Raw genomic sequence first — 23270 nt, forward strand, 5'->3', positions numbered from 1 at the left:
CTCAATGTGCTACGGCAGCAGCGGCGGCCTCATCAATCAGACGACCTGTACGATACCTGTCCAGTGTGAGGCCGGAAGCCAGCCTGTGCGGTTCACCTTTGGCAATCAGATGGGCGAAAAGATGGGCGGATCCGGGCGTTGCCTTGAAGCCGCCGGTTCCCCAGCCGCAATTGACATAAAGGTTCGGCACCGGTGTTACACTCTGGATTGGAGAGCGGTCTGGCGTGTTGTCGGTGATGCCGCCCCACTGGCGCATCATCTTCACGCGCCGGAAAACAGGAAAGAGTTCACAGATCGCGTCCAGCGTATGGGTAATGATCTGAAGTCCGCCGGTCTGGGAATAGGAATTATACTGGTCCGTGCCTGCGCCAATAACCAGTTCTCCCTTATCGGATTGCGAGATATAGGCATGCACCGAGTTCGACATGACAACGCAGGGGAAAACCGGTTTCAAAGGCTCTGAAACCAGCGCTTGCAAGGGCTGACTTTCGAGCGGCAACCGCACATCCGCCATCGACATGACAACCGAATTGTGCCCGGAAGCGGAAACACCGATCTTCTTTGCACCAATGAAGCCGCGCGAAGTCTCGACACCGCTGACAGCGCCATCCGGACCACGCCGGATGCCTTTCACCTCACAGTTCTGAATAATGTGAACGCCATAATCCGAGGCAGCCCGGCCATAGCCCCAGACCACAGCATCGTGCCGGGCTGTACCGGCGCGGCGCTGAAGTGCGGCCCCATTGATCGGGTAGCGCGCGTTTTTTGCGATATCGAGCGGGGGACAGACGTCCTTTGCCTGCTCAGGCGTCAGCCACTCGTTATCGATGCCGTAAAGCCGGTTTGCATGGACATGTCGTTTGAAAGATTGGCGGTCATGCTCATTGTGGGAAAGCATCAGCACGCCGCGCGGCGAATACATGACGTTGTAATTCAAATCGATGGAGAGATTTTCCCAAAGCTTCAGCGAATGCTCGTAAATATCCATACTTTCGCCGTAGAGGTAATTGGAGCGCACAATCGTCGTATTGCGCCCGGTATTCCCACCACCGATCCAGCCTTTTTCCAGAACAGCAATATTGGTTATTCCATGCTCTTTGGCGAGATAGTAGGCCGCGCCGATGCCATGACCGCCGCCGCCAATGATGATGACATCATACTCCGATTTTGGCTCGGGAGAGTCCCAGTGCCTGTCCCAGCCCTTGTGGTGCCTGAGCGCTTCACGCGCCAGAGCGAAAACGGAATATTTGCGCATCAGCCAACTCCCTCAATCACGGCATCTGCCAGCGGCATCATCTGATCATGAAATCGCAAATCGCCCGACGGCACAACCGGCATTTTTGTGATGCCTTTACGTCATGTTCATACAACTTGAACGACTCGCTGCTATGCAGGCTTTTCGGGCGTAATGACTTGAATATAACCCGACGTTGCTCTATTCCACCTTCAAACTTCAATATCGCATCGCTTCGATACAGGTGGCACTGGACTCACGTGTTGCAATCTGTTATTGGCGGCGCAAGTTGCAAAGCGGGCGCTTTGCGAAGCTTATGTTTGATGCCTGATGCGCGACACTTGCTCAGGCCGCCAACAACAACGTTAAAGGAACGGGATTCACGTGCAAGTACTTGTCCGCGACAACAATGTCGATCAGGCTCTCCGCGCTCTGAAGAAAAAGATGCAGCGCGAGGGTATCTTCCGCGAAATGAAAATGCGCGATCATTACGAAAAGCCATCGCAGAAGCGTGCGCGTGAAAAGGCTGAAGCCATCCGCCGCGTTCGCAAGCTGGCTCGTAAGCGCGCTATCCGCGAAGGTCTGATTTCGCGCTGATTGTCGCTTTCCAGGCACATGCAGGATATTTTAATGGCGGGGGCTGATGCGTCCGCCATTTTTCCTGTTATTTAATGGTCCGGCACTCTTAGCGGTTGATCTTCCGACTTTCGATCTTCACTTTTGCAGAGCCTGTTCCGGCGACAACACGGTCACGAAGGAAACGCAATGACGACCATCAGCAGTGATTTCAACGTTAAAGTCCATGGCCGCTTTCTGCGTTCGGTGTTTTTTGCCGGAACGCTCGGCCTTCTGGCAGCCTGCCAGACTCAAACGATGAACCCGGATGTGGTTGCGCTCGATGCAACTCAGGGCTCGCAGCAGAACATTGCTTCGCTGACCAGCGTGATTGCCGCCAATCCGAATGATCCGGAAGGTTATAATGTGCGCGGCGCCGCCTACGGCCGTGCCGGTGATACCCGCAAGGCGATGGAAGACTTCAATCAGGCACTTCAGCTGAACCCGAATTACTATCAGGCCTATGCTAATCGCGCCCTCATTGAGCGCAGCCTTGGCCGTCAGATGGATGCACTGAACGACTATAACCGCGCATTGCAGATCAACCCCGATTATGATGTGGCCTATATCGGTCGCGGCAACCTTTACCGGGAAGCCGGACAGACCAATGACGCCTTTAATGATTACACCCGTGCGATCGAGCTGAACACAACGGACCCACGCGCCTATCACAATCGCGGCCTGATCTATCAGCGTCGCGGCCAGCAGGAGCAGGCGATCAGCGATTTCACCAAAGCCATTTCGCTGGCACCAAAATCAGCGCAGCCTTATAATGGCCGCGGCGTTTCCTACCTCGCACTCAGCGACGATAAGAATGCGCGTTCTGATTTTGACAAGGCACTGGCGCTGGATCAGTCAAATGCCGAAACCTGGGCCAATCTCGGCCTGATTTTTGAGCGGGAAGGCGATTATCAGAAGGCAGCCTCCTATTATCAGAAGTCGAAGGCTCTGAACCCGAACTATCAGCCCGCTGTTCAGGGCGTTCAGCGGGTTCTGGGCGGTGGCGCTTAAGCCCCTTCATTGCTGATCCCGCCAGATCATGGAAGGTCGCTCTAACGCCTATCGGAGGTTCAGCCTGATGGGCAGGCTGAAGGAATGGCTCGAGCCCCGGTAAGAGGACGGAAACGCACCAAATGGCCCGGCAGCGCGGGCGCGTTGAATCACGATGGTGTCAACCTGACCGTTGCCGGATGAGCGGGCCAGAGAAACCCCTGCGATCTGCCCCGAACGACTGACCGTTACATTCACGGTGACGGTGGTGCTCAAACGGCCAACACCGCGATAATATCGCGAATTACCAACGGAACGGCGAATGCGGCTGCCGACCTTGCCGGCATAGTTGGCCATCGCCGCAGCACCATCGTCCGATGCCCGTGCGGTCGCCTCCGCGCCGCTGGAAGAGCCCGACTGGCTGGTTCCGGTTGATGCCCCGCGTGCAGCATTGGCACTGGCGTTCCCCCCTGCCCCTGTGGCAGTTTCCCGCCTTTGCTGTCTGACTTGCCGCTCGCGCTGAGCAGCCTGACGGGTTTCGACCTGATCCTGAGGCACTGGCTCACTGCGCCAGGGCGAGGGCTGAGGCACAGGCGCCTCTATATCGAGCGCCACCTCAGGATTATCTTCCTGAGCCCTGATGGTTTCGGTTTCCGGCCGCTCCGGATCAATTGGCTCGGCGGCAGAAGCTGCAGTACTGACTTCCGGTTCTGGAGGTTCAAGAGCGTCACTCACAGGTTCAGCCGCAGAAACGGTTGCACTTTCAACCGGCTCTGCCATTTCCGGCTGAACGGTTGCTGCAGCCGGTGCAACGCTTTGCGGTATTTCTTCCGCCGTGGGGGCAACCGACAGCACTTCCGGTTCCGGCGTGGGAGCAACCGCGACAGGCTCTTCCAGCGCTGCAGTTTCGGTCGTTTGTGGCTGCAGCGGCTCGGCTTCTGACACAGACGGCGCTTCCGCCTGCTCAACAGGCGTTGAGGCTGCAATCGGCTCCGCCTCTACCGGCTCCGCCTCAACCTCAACCGGGTTGGCAACCATGTCCTCATTTCCCTCAGCCAGTGCATCGACGTCACCATTGCCGATGGAAACAACACTGACCGTGATACTGCCCGCTTCCTGTGGTGGCTCCGGGATTGTTCGAGCCATATGAACGGCTGCAGCAAAAACAACGGAATGAAACAGGACAGAGACGAGAGCAGCCGAAGAAAGACGTTTGCGCCCTGTACGGGCTGTCTCAGAAGAAATGCGCTCAGAGACCGGAGAAAGATCGTCATCGGGCAACAGTTCAGACCTGGATGGAACGTCACCATCGTCTTCGCCTTCTGTCCCGCCGCTATTATCGCGCGTTGCATTTGCCTCTTCAAGCACGCGAAAAACAGCTGCATCAAAGGCATGATCTGATCCGGCATCGATTTCAACGTCCGGCGCAGTCCAGGCACCATCGCCATCATCAAGCTCAAGATCAATCGGCGTCTCGACAGGCTCGGCGTTCCGCGCACCGCCGGGCAGGTCAAACGCCGAAATTGCCCTGTCATTGTCCATCAAACTACCCGTACTCTCGCGGAAACTGACTAAATGGGAAGCACCACCGAAGAGAAAATCTTTAGTGCGTGCAGAATCAATCAGGCACTCAGCCGTTGAACTCAACACCGGCTTTGGAACTTGTTTGAAGATAGGCCATGCAGTCTGCGCCGCCTGCCTCACAAACCTTGATATCGTTCAGCAGCAACCCGCCGATCTGATCACAGCCAGCGCCCGGAAGCTCAAACTGACGGACCCGCATCTTGCCCTGCGGCAACGTCAGAAAATCGAGCATGGTAAGGCGATCAATCACGCCATCAGCATCAAACAGGGCCACTTCAGCCTTCAGACTTTCCACAGTCTCCGGCATTTCATTATCAATTACAAAGGTCAGCTTGCAGCCATTTTCGGTCGTATCAAGTGCGTTGAGCGAGATCGACAGTGGTTTGCTCTTCGCCTCGATATCCGTTGTCGCTTCAGAGCTTGTCTCCTGCGCCAGAACAGGCTGGGCCAGAGCGAGTGTGAGGGCGGCAGCACTTGCGATGATCTTCATCTTTTAAAATCCCGGTCGGTTTTGAAAACTCATTGCGAAAGAAGCGGAAGGCGGCGTCCACTGGGACGACTCTAATGCCTGACCAAAAAAACGTCTATTGCGTGGATAGACAAAGATGATTTATTGAGTCAAGTTATTAAAACATGATTCTTATCATCAACTTTATTGCATAGCAGAATGACGCCCAACATGACCAGCGACACCAAGCCTGCTTGTTCAGACATGAACCGAAGGCACGATGAGACAACAAAGGCACCAATCGTCGACAGCGAGTCATTGTTTCGCGGCAGCAACGAGATCGTCATCCGTCATCATGGCGCAGATTATCGTATGAAGATTACGCGCCAAGGCAAACTCATACTGAACAAATAAGCAGGCTTTTAAACATGAACACGACCCCCTTGCCCGGACCCGACCAGATTCGCGCCTACCGCGCTGAAAATGCCACGATGCGCGAGCGCGATATTGCCGCTGCACTTGGTGTTTCCGAAGCCGCTCTTGTGGCGGCGGAAGTTGGTTTCTCAGCGACGCGCATTTCCCCCGATCCCGCGCATCTCCTCGCGCACGCTGAGCGCTTAGGCGAGATTATGGCGCTGTCGCGCAACGAAAATGCCGTTCACGAGAAAATCGGCGTTTTTGAAAACATTCGCAGCGGCAAGAAGTCTGCGATTGTACTGGGCGAAAATATTGATCTGCGAATTTTTCCCAGCCGCTGGGCACATGCTTTTGCAGTCACGAAAACAGACAAGGACGGCAATGAAAAGCTAAGCCTTCAGTATTTTGATCAAAGCGGCACGGCTGTTTTCAAACTGCATATGCGTCCGGCATCAAACCTTGAAGCCTATCATCACTTCGTTGAGACTTACAGGCTTGACGACCAGATCCGTACGGTAGAACCGCAAGCAATCACCGCGCATGACACTGATCACACGCGTGATCGCGATGCCGTCGACGTCGAGCTGCTGCGCGATCGCTGGACGGCATTGACCGACACACATCAGTTCTTCGGCATGCTGAACGACCTCAAGGTTCATCGGCAGACAGCGATTGCATCGGTTGGCGACGATTATGCCTTCCGCCTCGCAGACGAGGCCGTCCCGGCCCTGCTGCATGAAGCGTCAAAACTGCCTGAACTGCCGATCATGGCTTTCGTTGCCAATAACGGCATCGTGCAGATTCATTCGGGCCCGGTTTTGAGGATCGTTGAAATGGGACCATGGATCAATGTCATGGATCCGACCTTCCACCTGCATCTGCGTCGCGACCGGATCGCCGAGACATGGTTGGTGCGTAAACCCACCAGCGACGGGCATGTCACTTCGATCGAGGCATTCGACGCCAGCGGCAACATGATCATCCAGTTCTTCGGCAAGCGGCTTGAAGGCTATGCCGAACGTCCGCTATGGCGGGAACTGACCGAAAGCTTGCCACGCCATCAGGCAACACAAGCCGCGTGAGGTCTGCTTATGTTTTCGCATCTTTTTTCACGAAAATCCGGTTTTCTGACACGTTTCGTTGCAACGTCGGGTCTCATTGCTGGCCTGATGATGTCACCATTTGCGCATGCGCAGAATGAGACCCGGCTGGACGACACATCACGACTGGTGACAATCGGCGGCTCAATCACAGAGATCGTTTATGCACTTGGTTCCGGAAGTGAACTCGTCGGACGTGATACCACCAGCACCTTTCCGCCAGAAGCGAATGCTCTGCCGGATATCGGCTACATGCGTCAGCTTTCGCCGGAAGGGATCCTTTCGGTCAATCCATCGGCAATCATAAGCATTGAAGGCGCAGGCCCGCCCGAAACTCTGGATGTTCTGGGCAAGGCGAATGTCGACCTGGCCATCATCCCTGAAAGCTATGATCGTGACGGTATCCTCAAAAAAGTGACTACCGTTGGGGCGCTGCTCGGCAAAGATCAGGAAGCTGCGACTTTGGCCGAAAAGATTGCGGCAAAGCTCGATCCGATTTTGGAAGAAAATGAAAAGCGCCCGGCCGATGCCCGCAAAAGCGCCATTTTCATCCTCAGCCTGCGTGGTGGGAAGGTTATGGCCTCCGGCACTGGCACAGCCGCCAATGGCGTGATCAAGGCCGCGGGGCTGACGAACGCGATTGGCGACTTTCCAGGATATAAAACGCTTTCCGACGAAGCCGTCATCACGGCCGCTCCGGATGTCATCCTGATGATGGATGGCGCGGCGGGAAATCATGTTCCAAAAGACGAAGATGTCTGGGGGCAGCCTGCACTGACCCTGACACCGGCTGGTGCAAGCCATAGTCTCTACCGGATTGACCCCGTCGGGATGATGAATTTCGGCCCGCGTTTTGCCGATCATCTGAAAGCACTCACTGAGCAGATTTACGGAAAATGAGGCGCAAATGACCGTCATCGAAGCGCTGAGCGGACGTTCGAAAATGCACCACTGGCGCCAGACCGGCGACAGGTCGCATATTGCGATTGTCACCATTTTCATGCTTGTGCTTGCATCTGTTGCAGCCGTTCTGGTCTCGGTGGCAAATGGTGCGGCAGACGCCTCCGTTTTCGATGTCGCTTCGGCTCTTCTGTCCGGAAATGCGAGTGATGCGCTGGCCGCGCGCGACCGGATCATCATCTTTGATATACGTTTGCCACGCGCCATAATGGGCTTTCTGGTTGGCGCATCCCTGGCGGTTTGCGGCACAGCCATGCAGGGCCTCTTTCGCAATCCGCTGGCAGATCCGGGGCTTGTCGGCGTTTCGGCAGGCGCCGGGCTTGGCGCCGTCATCATGATCGTCCTGGGTGGCACCGTTGCTGCACCTTTGTACAATCTGCTGGGTTTTTACGCCCTGCCTGCGGCGGCCTTCCTTGGTGGTCTGGCGACAACGCTCATTCTATACAAGGTCGCGACACGCCACGGTCAAACCTCCGTTGCGACGATGTTGCTGGCAGGGATTGCACTTTCTGCGCTCGCAGGCGCCGCAACCGGCTTTCTTGTGTATCTGGCCGATGACCAGCAATTGCGCGACCTGACCTTCTGGTCAATGGGCTCACTTGCCGGTGCAACCTGGACGAAAGTCTGGGCGATTGCGCCGATCATGGCCGCCGCCTTTCTCGTTCTGCCTTTCATGGCCAAAGGTTTGAACGCAATCACTCTTGGCGAAGCCACAGCCTTTCATATGGGCGTCCCGGTCCAGAAACTTAAAAACGTCACGATCATAGCCGTTGCAGCCGCCACGGGCGCCGGTGTTGCCGTTTCCGGCGGCATTGGCTTTGTCGGCATTGTCGTGCCCCATCTTTTGCGTCTGGTCATTGGTCCGGACCACCGCTATCTGCTGCCATGTTCTGCACTGCTTGGGGGCGCACTTCTTGTGCTTGCCGATCTTTTCGCCCGCACGATCGTCGCACCGGCAGAACTGCCAATCGGCATCATTACAGCAGTTTTCGGGGGACCATTTTTCCTCTGGATCCTGCTGAGAAACCGCTCACGCCTGAACCTGTGACATCCATGATCGAAGCTCATAACCTCACCGTGGCGCTTTCCGGTCGCCCGATCCTCAAGGCGGTGTCACTAGAAGCGCTTGCCGGGCAGCTAACGGCCATCTGCGGTCCGAATGGCTCGGGAAAAACGACGACGCTTAAGGCAATTTCCGGCGACATCAGGCCGGAAAGCGGCAACGTGATCATTAACGGGTCTGCAATTTCTGAACTTGCTCCCTGGCGGCTGGCGGAAATGCGCGGTGTGCTGCCGCAGGCCTCCACACTCGCCTTCCCCTTCACCGTTACCGAAGTTCTTCGCATGGGACTTTCCGGTCGGACCCGCACCGATGGACAAGCAGACCGGGCGATCATGCAAAAGGCGCTGTCTGCCGTTGATCTTCATGGCTTTGAAGGGCGGTTTTATCAGGAGCTTTCCGGGGGAGAACAGCAACGGGTTCAGCTTGCCCGCGTTCTCTGTCAGATCGAGGCGCCTGTCAAAGAAGGCCAACCGCGCTGGTTGCTGCTGGATGAGCCGGTGTCGAGCCTTGATATTCTGCATCAGCTCGCAATCATGAGACTGGCGCGCAACTTCTGCAAAGCCGGTGGTGGTGTCATCGCCGTCATGCATGACCTGAATCTGACGGCCCTTTTTGCCGACCATATGGTGCTGATGAAAAACGGCGCTGTCTCGGCGAGCGGCTCACCACAGGCGGTGTTAACTGACGACATTCTCTACAGAGTGTTCGGAGCCCGCCTTTCGGTCAATGCCACACCAGCAGATGATACGCCGTTCGTGCTGCCGCACAGTGCGGCCTGACCCGCATCAGCAACTTTGCAAGAAAGCCTCAACGGCTTTTTCAACAGCGTGCTTAAACGCATCTTTTTCGGTTTCGACCGCTTTCAGGATTTCATTTGCATGGCCGAAATCGAGAAGGCCGAAGCGGTTGACATCCGGTAACCACAGGACATCCGGACGCGAAATGCGCGCTCTCAATGCAATGTTCGAACGCATCATCAGCTGCGCTGCTCCGGATAATGCATCAAACCGGCCCGGCGGAACATTCATCTCACCTTCCGGCCCACCACTGACATCGATTGCAACCGTGACATCGCAGTCGGGTTGAAGGATATCCCATGGCACCGGATTCATGATCGCGCCGTCGAGCATAACGCGGTCATTGACAACAACCGGCAGAAACAGACCCGGAAGTGCGGATGAAGCCGACAACGCAGCATGCAAAGAGCCTCTTTCGAACACAACTTCGCGATGGCCATAATAGTCTGTCGCCACACAGCGGAACGGGAGCTTCAATTGCTCGATCCGCTCCGGCATGGTTTCTGGCAGGATCGTCCGGATGATCCGCTCTATATTGAACGGTGCAAATCCCTGATCTTTTGAAAGTGCGGTCAGGAATGATGCGGGCAACATACTCTTCCAGACCACACCGGCAAAAGCCATACTGCTGCCGACCTTCGTCAGCATCGCTTCACGAATGTCGTGTGGCGACATACCCGCAGCCAGCCCAGCGCCAAAAATCGCACCGATCGACGTGCCGCTTATGATCGCCGGTGAAAGTCCCAGCTCATCAACAGCCTCAAGCAGTGGAATATGGGCAATGCCGCAGGCCCCGCCGCCGCCAAGCGCCAAACCGACACGGATGTCACCTGCAGGCTCTGTCACTGCAGGGTTTTCAGCTTCCGGCAAGGTTTCCGGACCGGTCAGAGTTTCCATCATGTGCCAATCCATAAAAGCACGAACACGGGCTTGCTCTTACTCCGTGCAGATGACCAGAAAAAGACGGCTGCCTGTCGTTCCGATCTCTAGAAAATCGGAAACGATTTTCGGAAAGCACGATGCGTAGATTCAATAGGTTAGAGCGTCCCTTGTGCATCCGTATGGATGCACGGCGCTCTAGGCAGAGTAGCGATAGAAATGCATGGTTGTCTCACCAAACTCCCGAGATTCCAGCACACGAAAACATGCCGGAACGTCGGGCACCACTTCGGCACTTTCTTCAAGAATGGTCAGTGCATTTGGTTTCAGCCAACCGCCCTCATGCGCGGCGGCGAGGGCCTTTTCGCCGAGCCCCTTGCCATAAGGTGGGTCAGCGAACAGGAAATCGAACGGGTCGGTTTTGGTAATGGGACCAAGTTTCGTGGCATCTCGGCGCATAATCCGTGTGCGGCCCTGCAGCCCGAGTGTTTCGATATTCGACCACAAAAGTCCGCGGCCCTCGATACTGCTTTCAACGAAAACAACGCTTTTGACGCCACGCGAGAGCGCTTCCAGCCCCATAGCCCCGGTTCCGGCAAAAAGATCGAGCATTCTCGCGCCGTTCAGGATTTCGGGGTGGGCATGGGCCAGAATGTTAAACAGGCTTTCACGCGTGCGATCCGTTGTTGGCCGGATCGCACTTGTCTTCGGCGCCGTCAGCGTCCGTCCGCGAAATTCACCGCCGACAATGCGCATTGATCAGCCTCTTCTGCCTTTGTTTCCGCCATCGCCACGCGGTTTTGCGCCCGAGGGCCCGCCACGGCTGGCCCCTGAGGGTTTACCGCGCCCACCGGCAGGCCCTTTGCCCGAACCCTTCGGGCCGCGGCCTTCAAAAGGTTTTCCGCGACCACCGGCCGGCCCCTTCGAAGGGCGATCATCACTCCGGCTTTCATATGGCTTGCCCCTGCTGCTTTCGCTGCGCGGCCCTTCTGATGTGCGTCCAGCCTTGCGGGCATCGCGGCGCTCATCCTGCCGGGCGCGATCTTCCGCCTTTTTCTTGGCCTTCGGACCGACGGGACGCGCACCAGGCGCCATCCAGACATTCGATGAGCGCGGACGCCGTTCAACCGGCTTGGCCTCGGGCTTTTCCGCGTCACGATCCCGCTTTGTATCCAGTTTGTCGCGTCCACGTTCACGCTTGTCGGCAAGCTTCAGCTTTTCGCGACGTGGCTTTGCAGCCGCTTCGGCCTTGTCATCGGCATCGCCGGGCTTTTCATTATAAAGCGGGGCATCGAAATTAGCGCCCGCCTCTTCAACCAGGCGCGGACCCAGTTGATCGCGCAAGGTCCGGCCACGCACTTCCATGACCTGACCTTCAGGGATCTCGCCCAGTTGAAACGGGCCGTAAGAAATACGGATCAGACGGCCAACTTCCAGACCAAGCGCACCGAGGACATTTTTGATCTCACGGTTTTTGCCTTCGCGCAGCCCCATCGTGATCCATACATTCGACCCCTGCACGCGGTCCAGCGTGGCATCAATGCCGCCGTAAAGCACGCCCTCGACGGCAATACCGTCCTTCAGCTTATCGAGATCCGCCTGCTCAATCTTCCCGTGGGCGCGCACGCGGTAACGGCGCAGCCATCCGGTCGCCGGAAGCTCCAGCACGCGGGCGAGACCGCCATCATTGGTCAGCAGCAAAAGGCCTTCTGTATTGATATCGAGACGGCCGATAGAAATGACGCGCGGCAGTTCCTTCGGCAGACGTTCAAAGACCGTCGGCCGGCCTTCCGGGTCAGAATTTGTCGTCACCAGCCCCGCAGGCTTGTGGTAGATCCACATGCGCGTACGCTCGATCCCGCGGATTTCAGCACCATCAACTTCGATCTTGTCGGCAAGCGTCACATTGATAGCAGGGCTTTCAAGCACCTTGCCATTCAGCTTGACGCGCCCTTCGAAAATCATACGCTCGGCATCGCGCCGCGAGGCAACGCCAGCGCGCGCCATGATCTTGGAGATACGTTCCGGCGGCCGCTCGCCAGCCACGACGGGCGCTGCAGGCGCAGATTTTCTGGTTGCTTCGCCCGAACGCGAACCATCTTTTTTCGGCTTTCCGCTGCTGGCGGATTTCGGGCCGCGTTTATTGAACTTGTCTTTTTCGGTCATTTCGCTTTGCCTGTTGGTTCCGATCCTCTATCAGGTCGGACGAAAAGGGTTAAGAGGAATCTTGATAAAATGCCGGTTGGCTCAGATTTCATGGCACTTGCATTCGAAGAAGCCGAGAAGGCTGCGGAACGGGGCGAAGTCCCCATCGGCGCCGTCGTCGTGAAAGACAATCAGGTTCTGGCTTCAGCCGGCAACCGAACGCGCGAACTCGCTGACCCGACAGCCCATGCTGAAATTCTGGCGCTGCGGGCAGCCTGCAGGCATGTCAACTCGGAACGTCTGCCGGGTGCCTGGCTTTACGTTACGCTGGAACCCTGCGCAATGTGTGCTGCAGCCATCTCATTTGCCCGCATCGAGCGGTTATACTACGGCGCAGAAGATTCAAAGGGCGGCGGCGTTGATCATGGCGGACGTTTTTTTGCACAGCCAACCTGCCACCACGCACCCGACGTTTATTCCGGCTTATCCGAAACAAGATCGGTTGCTCTGCTGAAATCCTTTTTCACCAAAAAGCGCTGATCTTCAGCAAGCCTTGTCATCCGCAAAATTTGTCAGAGAGGCATCTTCCAGACGATACCGGATCCACTCGCTTTGCGGCTTGCCGCCAACGCCATCATAAACACGGATGGCATTTTCGTTCCAGTCGAGAACACTCCACTCCATACGCCCGCAACCGCGCTCAATCCCGACCTGAGCCACCGACTGCATCAGTGCCCGGCCGAGTCCGGAACCGCGAAATTCCGGCGAAACATAAAGGTCTTCCAGATAAATACCATTGCGACCCTGCCAGGTTGAAAAGCTGAAATAATACAAGGCAAAACCCGCCGGTTTGCCATCGACCTCGGCAATCAACCCTTCTGTAACAGAGTTTGGGCCAAAGATCGCCTCAGCGAGGCCATCTTCAGTCGTCTGCACCTGATCCAGCGCTTTTTCAAAGTCTGCCAGTTCACAAACAAAACGATATATCGTCGCGGCGTCTTTCCGCTCCGCTCTTCTGATTATGTAAGACACTTCAAAGCCCCGGTTTAAACCGCAGATACCGTCACTTACTTGTCCAGCAAGGTCGTGTTCTCATTGTTGCATGTCAGGAACAGGAAGCATTTGTCCGGATCTTTACCCTCGGCAAGCTTCTTGCGGCGCGCCTCTTTCACACGCTCGGACTGACCAAGGTCGCTCAACGCTTCCGGACTGGAGGGCTCACGATATTGTGCAGGCGGATCGACAAGATAACGGCGCTGCGTGATATCGACGGTCGTCGCTTCCTTGCGGGCTTTGCGGAATGCTTCGAGCTGCTCTTTCTCGGTCATCTTTGACGGATCCTTGCCCGTCAGCAGAGGGTTTTGATAATTGAGGTTGCCCTCGTTCTCCTCAATCTCGGCATAAAGACGTTCACGCTGCTCTTCGGGCGATTCGATCCACTCGGCATTATCGGTGGTTGCCACTGATTTCTGCGGCTGCACCAGCGCGGTCGTCGTCTGCCCCTTTGCAGGGCGCACCAGCTCGGGGCGCGGCTTATAGCTGATGTCCTTGTTATTGTCCGGGTTGACGATGAGAACCGCCTCGCCCAGATCTTCGACAAGCTGCGTCGTCGCAGATGTTCCGGTGCCATAGGTCGGGGCCTTGAGACATCCCGAAAGCGAGGCGACGCCAACGAGAGCGACCGCGATCTTCAACGAACTGGAAACAAATGACATGCGCTCTAAACCATTCCTCTGCGCTTCATAACAGCGCCTTCAACAGGACATCCGGCCTGTGATCTATCAGACATAAATCCGGCGAAACCGCGATAGCACTAACGTAAATCTATCATTTTCGCAATTCTTCACACAATACCTTATCGGAGAAGACAAAAAGCGCCGGAACGTAAAGTATTTCGGCGCTTAAAATCCAGCGGACTAAGTTCAGGCTTTCAATGCAGCCAGCTCTTTCAGCGCCGCTGCATCACGGGCGGATACATCCGGATAGTCCGGGTCGGAGCCGACATCATCCGTAATGCGCCAGGAACGTGCGCACTTCGTGCCCTTTGCCAGAGCAGGCACAACAGCAACACCGGCAACTTCACCAAGGCGGAAAGCCTCTTCCGGCCCCTCACCTTCCTTTACAGTAATGCCCGATGTGATGCAGATCTCCTCGAAATCCCGGCCTTCCAGCGCGGCAAGAAGCGCTTTGTCAGCGATATAGACCACCGGTGCGGCCTCCAGCGAGGCGCCAATCCGCTTTTCGCGGCGCTCGATTTCGAGAGCACCGGTTACGACGCGACGAACCGCCCGGACCTTCTCCCAACGTGTGGCCAATTCAGGGTTCAGCCAGTCGGCGGGAACGTCCGGAAACTGCTCCAGATGAACAGAAACGGCATCCGGATTGCGCGACAGCCATGCTTCTTCCATGGTAAACGGCAACATCGGCGCCAGCCATGTCACCAAGCAATCGAAGAGTTTGCGGATAACAACAAGTGCCGAACGACGGCGCAGCGAAGACGGCGCATCGCAATAAAGCGCATCCTTGCGGACATCGAAATAAAACGCCGACAATTCGATATTGGCAAAGTCCGTCAATGCACGGGCAATCTTCTTGAAATCGAAGTTGTCATAACCGGTGCGCACCAGATGATCCAGCTCGGCAAGGCGATGCAGCATCAGCCGCTCCAGCTCCGGCATATCGGCAACGGCGATATCCTCGCCCTCGTCATGGGCAAGCGTGCCGAGCATCCAGCGCAGCGAGTTCCTGAGCTTGCGATAGGTATCAACATTGGTCTTGATAACCGTGTCGCCCAGACGCTGATCTTCCCAGTAATCCGTGGTCATCACCCACAAACGCAGGATATCGGCACCGGATTTGGCCATCACATCCTGCGGGAAGACCTGATTACCCAGCGATTTCGACTGTTTGCGGCCCTGTTCATCCATGGTGAACCCGTGGGTAACGACGGCATTGTAAGGCGCACGGCCGCGCGTGACGCAACCTTCCAGCAACGAGGAATGGAACCAGCCGCGATGCTGGTCGGAGCCTTCGAGATAGACATCGGCCGGCCATTTCAGGTCCGGGCGGTCTTCCAAAACGAAGGTATGCGTCGAGCCTGAGTCGAACCAGACATCGAGAATGTCGGTGACCATTTCCCAGTCTTCCGACGCCCGCTCGCCGAGGAAGCGTTCACGCGCGCCTTCGGCAAACCAGGCGTCGGCACCTTCTGCCTCAAAGGCCTCGAGGATACGGGCATTCACGGCATCGTCCACCAGCACGTTTCCGGCCTTGTCGGCAAAGATGCAGATCGGCACGCCCCAGGCGCGCTGACGCGAAAGCACCCAGTCGGGCCGCCCCTCGATCATGCCGCGCAACCGGTTCTTGCCGACAGCTGGCACAAAGCGCGTATCATCAATGGCTGAGAGAGCACGCGAACGAAGTGTGGAAGCGTCACCGAGGTCTTTGTCCATATAGACAAACCATTGCGGCGTGTTGCGGAAGATGACGGGCTTTTTCGAACGCCATGAATGCGGATAATCATGCTTGATGCGGCCACGGGCAAACAAGCGGTCAGCGGCGATCAGGGCCTTGATAACGCGGTCGTTTGCATCGCCCTTCTTGCCGTTGTCATCCATGACACGGGCAGCCCCGCCTTCAGCCGACGGACCGAAACCCGGAGCCTCGTCGGTGTAGAAACCATCGTCGCCGACCGTGAACGGGATCTTCGGCGAGATGCCGCGCTCTTCCAGTTGACGCGCTTGATCCATCCATGCGTCAAAGTCCTCCCGACCGTGGCCCGGCGCAGTGTGGACGAAACCCGTACCGGCGTCATCGGTCACGTGGTCGCCATCAAGCAGCGGCACTTTGAAGTCATAGCCGAGATCGACGAGTGGATGAGCACAGGTCACGCCGGCAAGCTCGTGTGCATCAAGATCGCGAACGAGCTTCAGTGTCACTTTCGCTTTCGCAGCGCATTCGTCGGCTAGGTTCTTGGCAAAGAGAACGCGCTCGCCCGGCTGCGGACCAAAATCGTTGACCGCTTCGGTGACTTCATAAAGCCCGTAGGCAAAGCGCGAGGAGAACGACACGGCGCGGTTGCCCGGGATCGTCCAGGGCGTGGTGGTCCAGATGACGACGAAGGCCCCTTTGAAATCATCTGGACCTTCCGTCACCGGGAACTTCACCCAGATCGTATCCGACTGAACCTCGTGATATTCAACTTCCGCCTCAGCCAGCGCGGTGCGCTCGACCACAGACCACATGACCGGCTTGGAGCCACGGTAAAGCTGACCGGATTTGGCAATTTTCAGAAGCTCGCCTGCAATCCGGGCCTCAGCATGAAAATTCATCGTGGTGTAAGGCTTTTCGAAATCGCCCTCGATGCCAAGCCGTTTGAACTCAGCGGTCTGAACATCAATCCAGTGCTGAGCGAAATCACGGCATTCCTGCCGAAATTCGTTGATCGGCACTTCGTCCTTGTTCTTGCCCTTGGCGCGGTAGGCTTCCTCGATCTTCCATTCGATCGGCAGGCCGTGGCAGTCCCAGCCCGGCACATAGTTCGAATCGTAACCGCGCATCTGGAAAGAGCGGGTGATCACGTCCTTGAGGATCTTGTTCAGTGCATGGCCGATATGGATATTGCCGTTGGCATAGGGCGGGCCATCATGCAGCACGAATTTCTCGCGACCTTTGGCGTCCTCGCGCATCTTCTTGTAGAGGTTCATTTCCTCCCAGCGCGCAACAATTTCGGGCTCTTTCTTGGGCAGGCCCGCACGCATGGGAAAATCGGTTTTCGGCAGATTAAGCGTTTCAGAATAATCGATGGTATCTTTTTTGTCGCTCATGATATCGCGGCTTTTTCTCTGGTGCTGCGCCGTGCGGCGTGCTTTCGCAAATCGTTAGGGAATCTGTCGGTGGCAAGGGCGTCACAAACGCCGAAATCCCGGACCTTCCGGCGCCTCAGTTCAGGCTGCGCGGAAAGCCGGGCCAATAATTCGAATGATGCGAAACCGTATCCCAGTTATCATGCGCCCGTCTTTACGGCTTTTTGTCCGGGATGAAAAGAGGGTTGTCGGCAGCAGGGCGTTTTCAAAGGCTCAGAATGCAAACTTACCATCCAGCTCTGAGAACGGCTGAACCGCTGAAAGCAAAGCTTTCGCCTGATCGGCATCGCGATGCATCTGTGCCACGAGCGCTTCCAGCCCGTCGAACTTGATCTCGTCACGCAGGCGGCCGAACAGTGAGACAATGCCCGTCTCACCATAAAGGTCGCCCTTGAAATCGAAAATATAGGTTTCAAGAAGCGGGCGCCCGTCTTCGACCACAGTCGGACGGCGACCAAAACTTGCAACACCATCGTGCAGCGTGCCGCAAGGGCGGCGGTAACGGACAGCATAAATGCCGGGCCTGAGCTTGGCATCGGGATCGAAGGCCATATTTGCGGTCGGGAAGCCGAGTGTACGCCCCAGCTTCTCACCATGGATCACCTCGCCCATGACCGTGTAGCGATAACCGAGCAAGCCGGAAGCTTCCACCACTTCCCCCCGTGTCAGCAGATCCCGGATCCGGCTGGAGGAGACAACCTCGGCATTCTCGTCACGAAAGGCATCCATCAGCGTTACGCCAAAGCCATGACGTTTGCCAGCCTCCATCAGATAGGCCGGGCCGCCCTCGCGATTGCGCCCGAAATGGAAATCGAAGCCGGTCACAACTTCGCTGGCAGCCAGCCAGTCCATCAAAACCGTGGTAACGAATTCCTCAGGCGAGCGCTGAGAAAATGTGCGGTCGAATGGATATTCGATCACAGCATGATAGCCCATCGCCTCCAGCAGCTTGGCTTTCATCGGCGCCGGTGTCAGCCGGAAAACCGGTGCCTGCGGATTGAAAACCGTGCGTGGATGCGGCTCGAACGTCAGCACGAGTGCAGGCACACCGCGTGCTTCGGCGATTTCGAGCGCCCGATTGAGCACGGTCTGATGTCCGCGATGAACGCCGTCAAAATTGCCGATGGCGACAACCCCGCCTTTCAGCCCTTCCGGCAGCGGTTCACGGAATTCATTGCGATGGAATACGGTCATGCGTCGTGTCCAGTTGGATGCTTGGAAGCCCTTTTTCAGCCGCCCTTCAGGCCAGCTTCGGCATCCAGTATTTTGGATGTGCATTCTTTTGCGTCAAGAAGCGATCCAGCAACTGAGCGTCAACTGTTCCGTTGTCGCTGTATTCAGCCTCATGAATGCCTTCTGCGACAAAGAGCAGATCGAGGCCATAATCCAGAGCACCTTTCACATCTGTCGGCATACCGTCACCGATGGCCAGAATGCGTGCCTTATCCGCTTCAGCGCCAAGCTCCTTGGCTTTGACACAGGCCGCATCATAGATCGGCTTGTGCGGCTTTCCGGCTATACGGGTCTCGCCGCCGAGCGTATCGTAAAGGGCGGCAAGTGCGCCGGCACACGGCACAAGCTTATCGCCGCGCGAAACGATCAGATCCGGATTGGCACAGATAAAGGGCAGAGCCCGTTTCTGAAAGGCTGACAGCATCTCGCGATAATCTTCCGCGGTTTCTGTCTCGTCATCAATCAGTCCGGTGCACAGAATACCCTGAGCATCTTCTTCCGGCACAAGTTCCACGCCTGTGCCTTCAATCAGATCGATATCGCGATCTGGCCCGAGGAAGAACAGCTTGCGCGGACCTTCAGCAACCAGCGTCCGCGTAACGTCGCCGGACGTCACGATCGCATCATAGCTTTCGTCGGAGATACCAAGGGTGAGAAGCTGGCCGGCAACACCGGTCGAAAGCCGCGGCGAATTGGTCAGCAAAATGACTTTTTTCCCGTCTTCACGCGCTTGTTTCAGCGCTTCTTTCGGGCCGTCATAGGCACTGACGCCATTATGCAGGACACCCCAGACATCACAGAGGACAACATCATAATGTTTCGTGACGGTGCTCAACGCCTGAATGGATTCGGCCATACGGGATCCTTTTGAAAATTGTTTTTGGCAGTTGCCGGAAAAGGCTGATTGTTGTGCGGCCAAATGCTCATAACACCGCTTCAAAGGCAAGCCCCGCAACACCTGCAACAATGAGCAGCGGAACGACGCCCAACCGGAATTTCAGCAGTGCAATCGTAGCTGAAACGCTCAGCACCAACGAAAAGACATGAAGGCTGGACCAGTCTGGCCAGACCGGCCCGGCATCGACGAAAGGTTTCAACGTGAAAAGTTCCATCCGCCCGACATCATCGAAAAGAACATGAAGTCCGAACCATAGCGAAAGATTGGCAATCACACCGACAATCGCAGCGCCGATACCGGCCATTGCACCAGCCAGTTTCGGGCTTCTGCGAAGATCTTCAATGAACGGCGCTCCAGCGAAAATGAAAACAAAACTAGGAACGAAAATTGCCCACGCGGTTAAAAATGCACCGATCAGGCCGGATATTACCGGCGCGGCAAACACAGGAGACGCATGGGCGGCAAGAAAGCCCACAAAGCAAAGAACGAGGACCAGCGGCCCCGGCGTGGTTTCAGCCAGCGCGAGCCCATCCAGCATCTCCGAGGGTGTCAGCCAGTGATAAGTCACGACCGCTTCCTGCGCCACATAAGAAAGAACGGCGTAGGCTCCGCCAAAGGAAAACAAAGCGATCCTGACGAAGAATCCGAAAATCTCGGTCAATGTCTGCGGCCCGCTCATTGCGACCAGCAGAAAGAGAGGCAGAAGCCAGATCAACGACCAGATCAGAACCGTGGCTAGCGCGCGCAAGCCCTTTCGCGACCGCGGATTTACAATGTCAGCAACGTCATCACCGACAGTAGGCGCCCGGACCAGGAAATAGCCACCGATACCCGCAATCAGAATAACGAGTGGAAACGCGACACCGAAGACAAAAAGTGCGAGAAAGGCGGCCAAAGCAAAAACAAGCGAAACCGGCCCTTTCAGGGACTTTTTCGACATGCGCCAGAGCGCCTGAATGACAATCGCCAGGACCGCAGACTTCAGCCCCATGAAGATGGCCTCAAGCCAGCTTGTATCACTCAGAAAAGCGTAGAGCGCAGACAAGGCGACAATAACGGCGAACCCCGGCAGAACGAAAAGCAGACCGGCAACGACGCCCCCGCGCACGCCATGCAAAAGCCAGCCGAGATAGGTTGCCAGTTGCTGTGCTTCGGGGCCCGGCAACAACATGCAGTAGTTTAAGGCATGAAGATACCGGTCCTCGCGGATCCAGCGCCTTTCGTCGACCACGACGCGATGCATCAGCGCGATCTGACCGGCCGGGCCACCAAACGACAGACAGCCGATACGGGCGAAAACGGAGACCAGTTCTGAAAAATCCGGTTTATCCACTTTGTTTGTCTCGATTGTCACATTGTTCTCTCATTGACGCGGCAATCTGAAAGCCGCTACACGGCTGGCACAAAGGTTGTGTGAAATCCGTCGATGATTTTCGCAAAACGGTCAGATTTTTTTTCACCGTTTTCTTGACACTGTGTCACCCCCCACCTAAGTCTCCGTCATTAGCACTCCCCAGACAGGAGTGCTAACAGTATCCAGGTGGTCACGAAAGTGACCGCGAATGTCATTTGATCGAGGGTATAGACAATGGCAAGCATTTCTTTCCGCCCCCTGCACGACCGCGTCGTTGTTCGCCGCGTAGAGTCTGAAGAAAAGACCAAGGGTGGCATCATCATTCCTGACTCCGCCAAGGAAAAGCCGCAGGAAGGCGAAATCGTCGCTGTCGGTACCGGCGCACGTGACGAGAGCGGCAACGTTGTTGCACTCGATGTCAAGGTCGGCGACCGCGTTCTGTTCGGCAAGTGGTCGGGCACGGAAGTCAAGCTCGACGGCGAAGACCTTCTCATCATGAAGGAAGCCGACATCATGGGCGTTATCGCCTGATCGGCACACGCCTCTGACGCTTACCATTCCATTCAGCCGGGCTTATGAGCCCATAAAGGTTTGATAAACCAGGAGTTTTCAAATGGCTGCCAAAGAAGTCAAATTCGGCCGCACGGCCCGCGAAAAGATGCTCGACGGCGTCGACATTCTCGCAAATGCTGTAAAGGTCACGCTCGGCCCCAAGGGTCGTAACGTTGTTATCGAAAAGTCCTTCGGCGCGCCGCGCATCACCAAGGACGGTGTTTCGGTCGCCAAGGAAATCGAACTCGAAGACAAGTTCGAAAACATGGGCGCCCAGATGGTCCGCGAAGTTGCTTCGAAGACCAACGACACGGCCGGTGACGGCACCACGACGGCAACGGTTCTCGCCCAGGCCATCGTCAAGGAAGGTTCAAAGGCTGTTGCTGCCGGCATGAACCCGATGGACGTCAAGCGCGGCATTGACCTCGCTGTTGCTGAAGTTGCCAAGGAACTTGTTGCCAAGGCCAAGAAGATCAACACCTCCTCTGAAGTTGCTCAGGTTGGCACCATCTCCGCCAACGGTGAAAAGCAGATCGGTGAAGACATTGCCCACGCAATGCAGAAGGTTGGCAACGAAGGCGTTATCACGGTTGAAGAAGCCAAGACCGCTGAAACCGAGCTGGAAGTCGTTGAAGGCATGCAGTTCGACCGCGGCTACCTGTCGCCCTACTTCGTAACCAATTCTGAAAAGATGGTTGCTGAGCTGGAAGACTGCTACATCCTGCTGCACGAGAAGAAGCTTTCCAACCTGCAGGCCATGCTGCCGGTTCTGGAATCGGTTGTTCAGTCCAACAAGCCGCTCCTCATCATCGCTGAAGATGTTGAAGGTGAAGCGCTTGCGACCCTCGTCGTCAACAAGCTGCGTGGCGGCCTGAAGATTGCTGCCGTCAAGGCGCCTGGCTTCGGCGATCGCCGTAAGGCTATGCTGGAAGACATCGCCATCCTGACGGGCGGCACGGTCATTTCCGAAGATCTCGGCATCAAGCTCGAAAATGTTACCCTCGACATGCTCGGCACGGCCAAGAAGGTCTCGATCACCAAGGAAAACACCACGATCGTCGACGGCGCCGGCCAGAAGGCTGACATCGAAGCACGTGTTTCCCAGATCAAGGCTCAGATCGAAGAAACCACGTCCGACTATGACCGCGAAAAGCTGCAGGAACGTCTTGCCAAGCTTGCTGGCGGTGTTGCCGTGATCCGCGTTGGCGGCTCCACGGAAGTCGAAGTGAAGGAAAAGAAGGACCGCGTCGACGACGCCCTGAACGCAACCCGCGCTGCTGTTCAGGAAGGCATCGTTCCCGGTGGTGGTCTTGCTCTTCTGCGTTGCTCGCATGCCGTTTCGGTTAAGGGCGAAAACGAAGACCAGGACGCTGGTATCGCCATCGTTCGCCGCGCTCTGCAGGCTCCGGCCCGTCAGATCGTCACGAACGCCGGTGACGAAGCCTCCATCGTTGTTGGCAAGGTTCTGGAAAACAACGACTTCAACTACGGCTGGAACGCTCAGACCGGTGAATATGGCGACATGATCGCTATGGGCATCGTCGACCCGGTCAAGGTTGTTCGCACCGCTCTGCAGGACGCAGCCTCGGTCGCTTCGCTGCTGATCACCACCGAAGCCATGATCGCTGAACTTCCGAAGAAGGAAAGCGCCGGCGGCGGCATGCCCGACATGGGCGGCATGGGTGGAATGGGCGGCATGGGCGGCATGGGCGGCATGATGTAATCAGGCGAAAGCCTGTTATGAAATGACCAGTCCGGCCCAATCCGGCAAATATTTTAAGGGCGGCCTTCGGGTCGCCCTTTTTATTTCGGCGCAACCACCCAGAGAGATCGCCGGACAGGCTGTTCTTTGAGGCCAGCACCGGCACCTTCTGCGTTTAACTGAAAATTTTTCAGTTGAATGCCTGCCAGCCCGATAGCCTTTACGGACAAGCATGCGGAGTGCATTTACGACGGCTCTTTGATGTTCCGGTTAAATTCGAAAAGCGTCTTACCGAGTGCTCTTCTTCATGAAAAACCGATATGACATGTTTGGCTAGAACGTCAGGCGCGATGAATGAATCGTATGGGATTCCGTTTTTGTGTGATTTGTGATTCCTTGTGTCAAAGGAGATTTCCGATGACCCGAGCTCTTTC

At 56.4% G+C, this 23270-nt stretch carries 21 protein-coding genes and 1 pseudogene; 10 read left to right on the plus strand and 12 right to left on the minus strand.

Annotated elements, in window-relative coordinates:
* Position 1 precedes the first annotated feature (1 nt).
* Positions 2–1255 carry a sarcosine oxidase subunit beta family protein gene (locus EDC90_RS11575; protein ID WP_132311696.1) on the minus strand — a complete coding sequence of 418 codons (1254 nt, stop codon included), beginning with the start codon at positions 1253–1255 and terminating at the stop codon, positions 2–4.
* A 363-nt stretch (positions 1256–1618) separates the two neighbouring features.
* Here EDC90_RS11575 and rpsU point away from each other — a divergent pair, with 363 nt between their 5' ends.
* Together rpsU and EDC90_RS11585 are read left to right on the plus strand one after the other, a co-directional pair.
* Complete coding sequence (rpsU, locus tag EDC90_RS11580; RefSeq protein WP_132311698.1) at positions 1619–1831, plus strand: 30S ribosomal protein S21; 213 nt, start codon at positions 1619–1621, stop codon at positions 1829–1831.
* A 168-nt stretch (positions 1832–1999) separates the two neighbouring features.
* Entirely contained in the window at positions 2000–2860 is an 861-nt protein-coding gene (locus EDC90_RS11585; protein WP_132311700.1) for a tetratricopeptide repeat protein, read from the plus strand.
* A gap of 48 nt (positions 2861–2908) precedes the next feature.
* On the opposite strand, the gene EDC90_RS11590 is transcribed toward EDC90_RS11585, so the two are convergent.
* Both EDC90_RS11590 and EDC90_RS11595 read right to left on the minus strand, forming a co-directional pair.
* On the minus strand, positions 2909–4381 hold the full coding sequence (locus tag EDC90_RS11590) for a TonB family protein (protein ID WP_132311702.1): 1473 nt from the start codon (positions 4379–4381) through the stop codon (positions 2909–2911).
* An 88-nt stretch (positions 4382–4469) separates the two neighbouring features.
* Complete coding sequence (locus tag EDC90_RS11595; protein WP_132311704.1) at positions 4470–4913, minus strand: hypothetical protein; 444 nt, start codon at positions 4911–4913, stop codon at positions 4470–4472.
* A gap of 222 nt (positions 4914–5135) precedes the next feature.
* Here EDC90_RS11595 and hemP point away from each other — a divergent pair, with 222 nt between their 5' ends.
* The 5 genes from hemP to EDC90_RS11620 are packed head-to-tail and all read left to right on the plus strand — an operon-like array spanning position 5136 to position 9190.
* On the plus strand, positions 5136–5285 hold the full coding sequence (hemP, locus tag EDC90_RS11600) for a hemin uptake protein HemP (protein WP_245511033.1): 150 nt from the start codon (positions 5136–5138) through the stop codon (positions 5283–5285).
* Between the two features lie 14 nt (positions 5286–5299).
* Positions 5300–6370 carry a hemin-degrading factor gene (locus EDC90_RS11605; RefSeq protein WP_132311708.1) on the plus strand — a complete coding sequence of 357 codons (1071 nt, stop codon included), beginning with the start codon at positions 5300–5302 and terminating at the stop codon, positions 6368–6370.
* Between the two features lie 9 nt (positions 6371–6379).
* Positions 6380–7288 carry a heme/hemin ABC transporter substrate-binding protein gene (locus EDC90_RS11610; protein ID WP_132311710.1) on the plus strand — a complete coding sequence of 303 codons (909 nt, stop codon included), beginning with the start codon at positions 6380–6382 and terminating at the stop codon, positions 7286–7288.
* 7 nt (positions 7289–7295) lie between these two features.
* Entirely contained in the window at positions 7296–8396 is a 1101-nt protein-coding gene (locus EDC90_RS11615; protein WP_132311712.1) for a FecCD family ABC transporter permease, read from the plus strand.
* A gap of 5 nt (positions 8397–8401) precedes the next feature.
* Complete coding sequence (locus EDC90_RS11620; RefSeq protein ID WP_132311714.1) at positions 8402–9190, plus strand: heme ABC transporter ATP-binding protein; 789 nt, start codon at positions 8402–8404, stop codon at positions 9188–9190.
* Positions 9191–9196: 6 nt separating this feature from the next.
* On the opposite strand, the gene EDC90_RS11625 is transcribed toward EDC90_RS11620, so the two are convergent.
* From EDC90_RS11625 to EDC90_RS11635, 3 genes and pseudogenes are all read right to left on the minus strand, one after another.
* Positions 9197–10108, minus strand: coding sequence for a patatin-like phospholipase family protein (locus tag EDC90_RS11625; protein WP_165972813.1), 912 nt, complete (start codon positions 10106–10108; stop codon positions 9197–9199).
* Between the two features lie 177 nt (positions 10109–10285).
* The gene (gene rsmD, locus EDC90_RS11630) at positions 10286–10843 is read right to left on the minus strand and encodes a 16S rRNA (guanine(966)-N(2))-methyltransferase RsmD (RefSeq protein WP_132311718.1); all 558 of its coding nucleotides are present in this window, start codon (positions 10841–10843) and stop codon (positions 10286–10288) included.
* Positions 10844–10873: 30 nt separating this feature from the next.
* A pseudogene (locus EDC90_RS11635) lies at positions 10874–12253 on the minus strand (pseudouridine synthase); the annotation flags it as partial.
* A 69-nt stretch (positions 12254–12322) separates the two neighbouring features.
* On the opposite strand from EDC90_RS11635, the gene EDC90_RS11640 reads away from it, so the two are divergent.
* A complete protein-coding gene (locus tag EDC90_RS11640) occupies positions 12323–12772 on the plus strand; it encodes a nucleoside deaminase (RefSeq protein WP_132311722.1) in 450 nt (149 codons plus the stop codon).
* A 3-nt stretch (positions 12773–12775) separates the two neighbouring features.
* Here EDC90_RS11640 and EDC90_RS11645 read toward each other — a convergent pair whose 3' ends face one another.
* The 6 genes from EDC90_RS11645 to chrA form a co-directional block, all read right to left on the minus strand.
* On the minus strand, positions 12776–13264 hold the full coding sequence (locus EDC90_RS11645) for a GNAT family N-acetyltransferase (RefSeq protein ID WP_132311724.1): 489 nt from the start codon (positions 13262–13264) through the stop codon (positions 12776–12778).
* Positions 13265–13299: 35 nt separating this feature from the next.
* Complete coding sequence (locus EDC90_RS11650) at positions 13300–13947, minus strand: hypothetical protein (RefSeq protein ID WP_132311726.1); 648 nt, start codon at positions 13945–13947, stop codon at positions 13300–13302.
* 207 nt (positions 13948–14154) lie between these two features.
* Entirely contained in the window at positions 14155–17058 is a 2904-nt protein-coding gene (gene ileS, locus EDC90_RS11655) for an isoleucine--tRNA ligase (protein ID WP_132311728.1), read from the minus strand.
* Between the two features lie 252 nt (positions 17059–17310).
* Positions 17311–18291, minus strand: a complete 981-nt coding sequence (locus tag EDC90_RS11660; RefSeq protein ID WP_132311730.1) for a bifunctional riboflavin kinase/FAD synthetase — start codon at positions 18289–18291, stop codon at positions 17311–17313.
* 46 nt (positions 18292–18337) lie between these two features.
* On the minus strand, positions 18338–19186 hold the full coding sequence (locus EDC90_RS11665) for a TIGR01459 family HAD-type hydrolase (protein WP_132311732.1): 849 nt from the start codon (positions 19184–19186) through the stop codon (positions 18338–18340).
* 67 nt (positions 19187–19253) lie between these two features.
* Positions 19254–20582 (minus strand): chromate efflux transporter, encoded by a 1329-nt coding sequence (gene chrA / locus EDC90_RS11670; protein WP_132311734.1) that lies wholly within the window; start codon positions 20580–20582, stop codon positions 19254–19256.
* 234 nt (positions 20583–20816) lie between these two features.
* Here chrA and groES point away from each other — a divergent pair, with 234 nt between their 5' ends.
* Together groES and groL are read left to right on the plus strand one after the other, a co-directional pair.
* The gene (gene groES / locus EDC90_RS11675) at positions 20817–21113 is read left to right on the plus strand and encodes a co-chaperone GroES (protein ID WP_132311736.1); all 297 of its coding nucleotides are present in this window, start codon (positions 20817–20819) and stop codon (positions 21111–21113) included.
* Positions 21114–21195: 82 nt separating this feature from the next.
* Complete coding sequence (gene groL, locus EDC90_RS11680) at positions 21196–22857, plus strand: chaperonin GroEL (protein WP_132311738.1); 1662 nt, start codon at positions 21196–21198, stop codon at positions 22855–22857.
* Positions 22858–23270 lie beyond the last annotated feature (413 nt).

It is taken from the genome of Martelella mediterranea (genome assembly GCF_004342225.1).
Taxonomy (GTDB): domain Bacteria; phylum Pseudomonadota; class Alphaproteobacteria; order Rhizobiales; family Rhizobiaceae; genus Martelella; species Martelella mediterranea_B.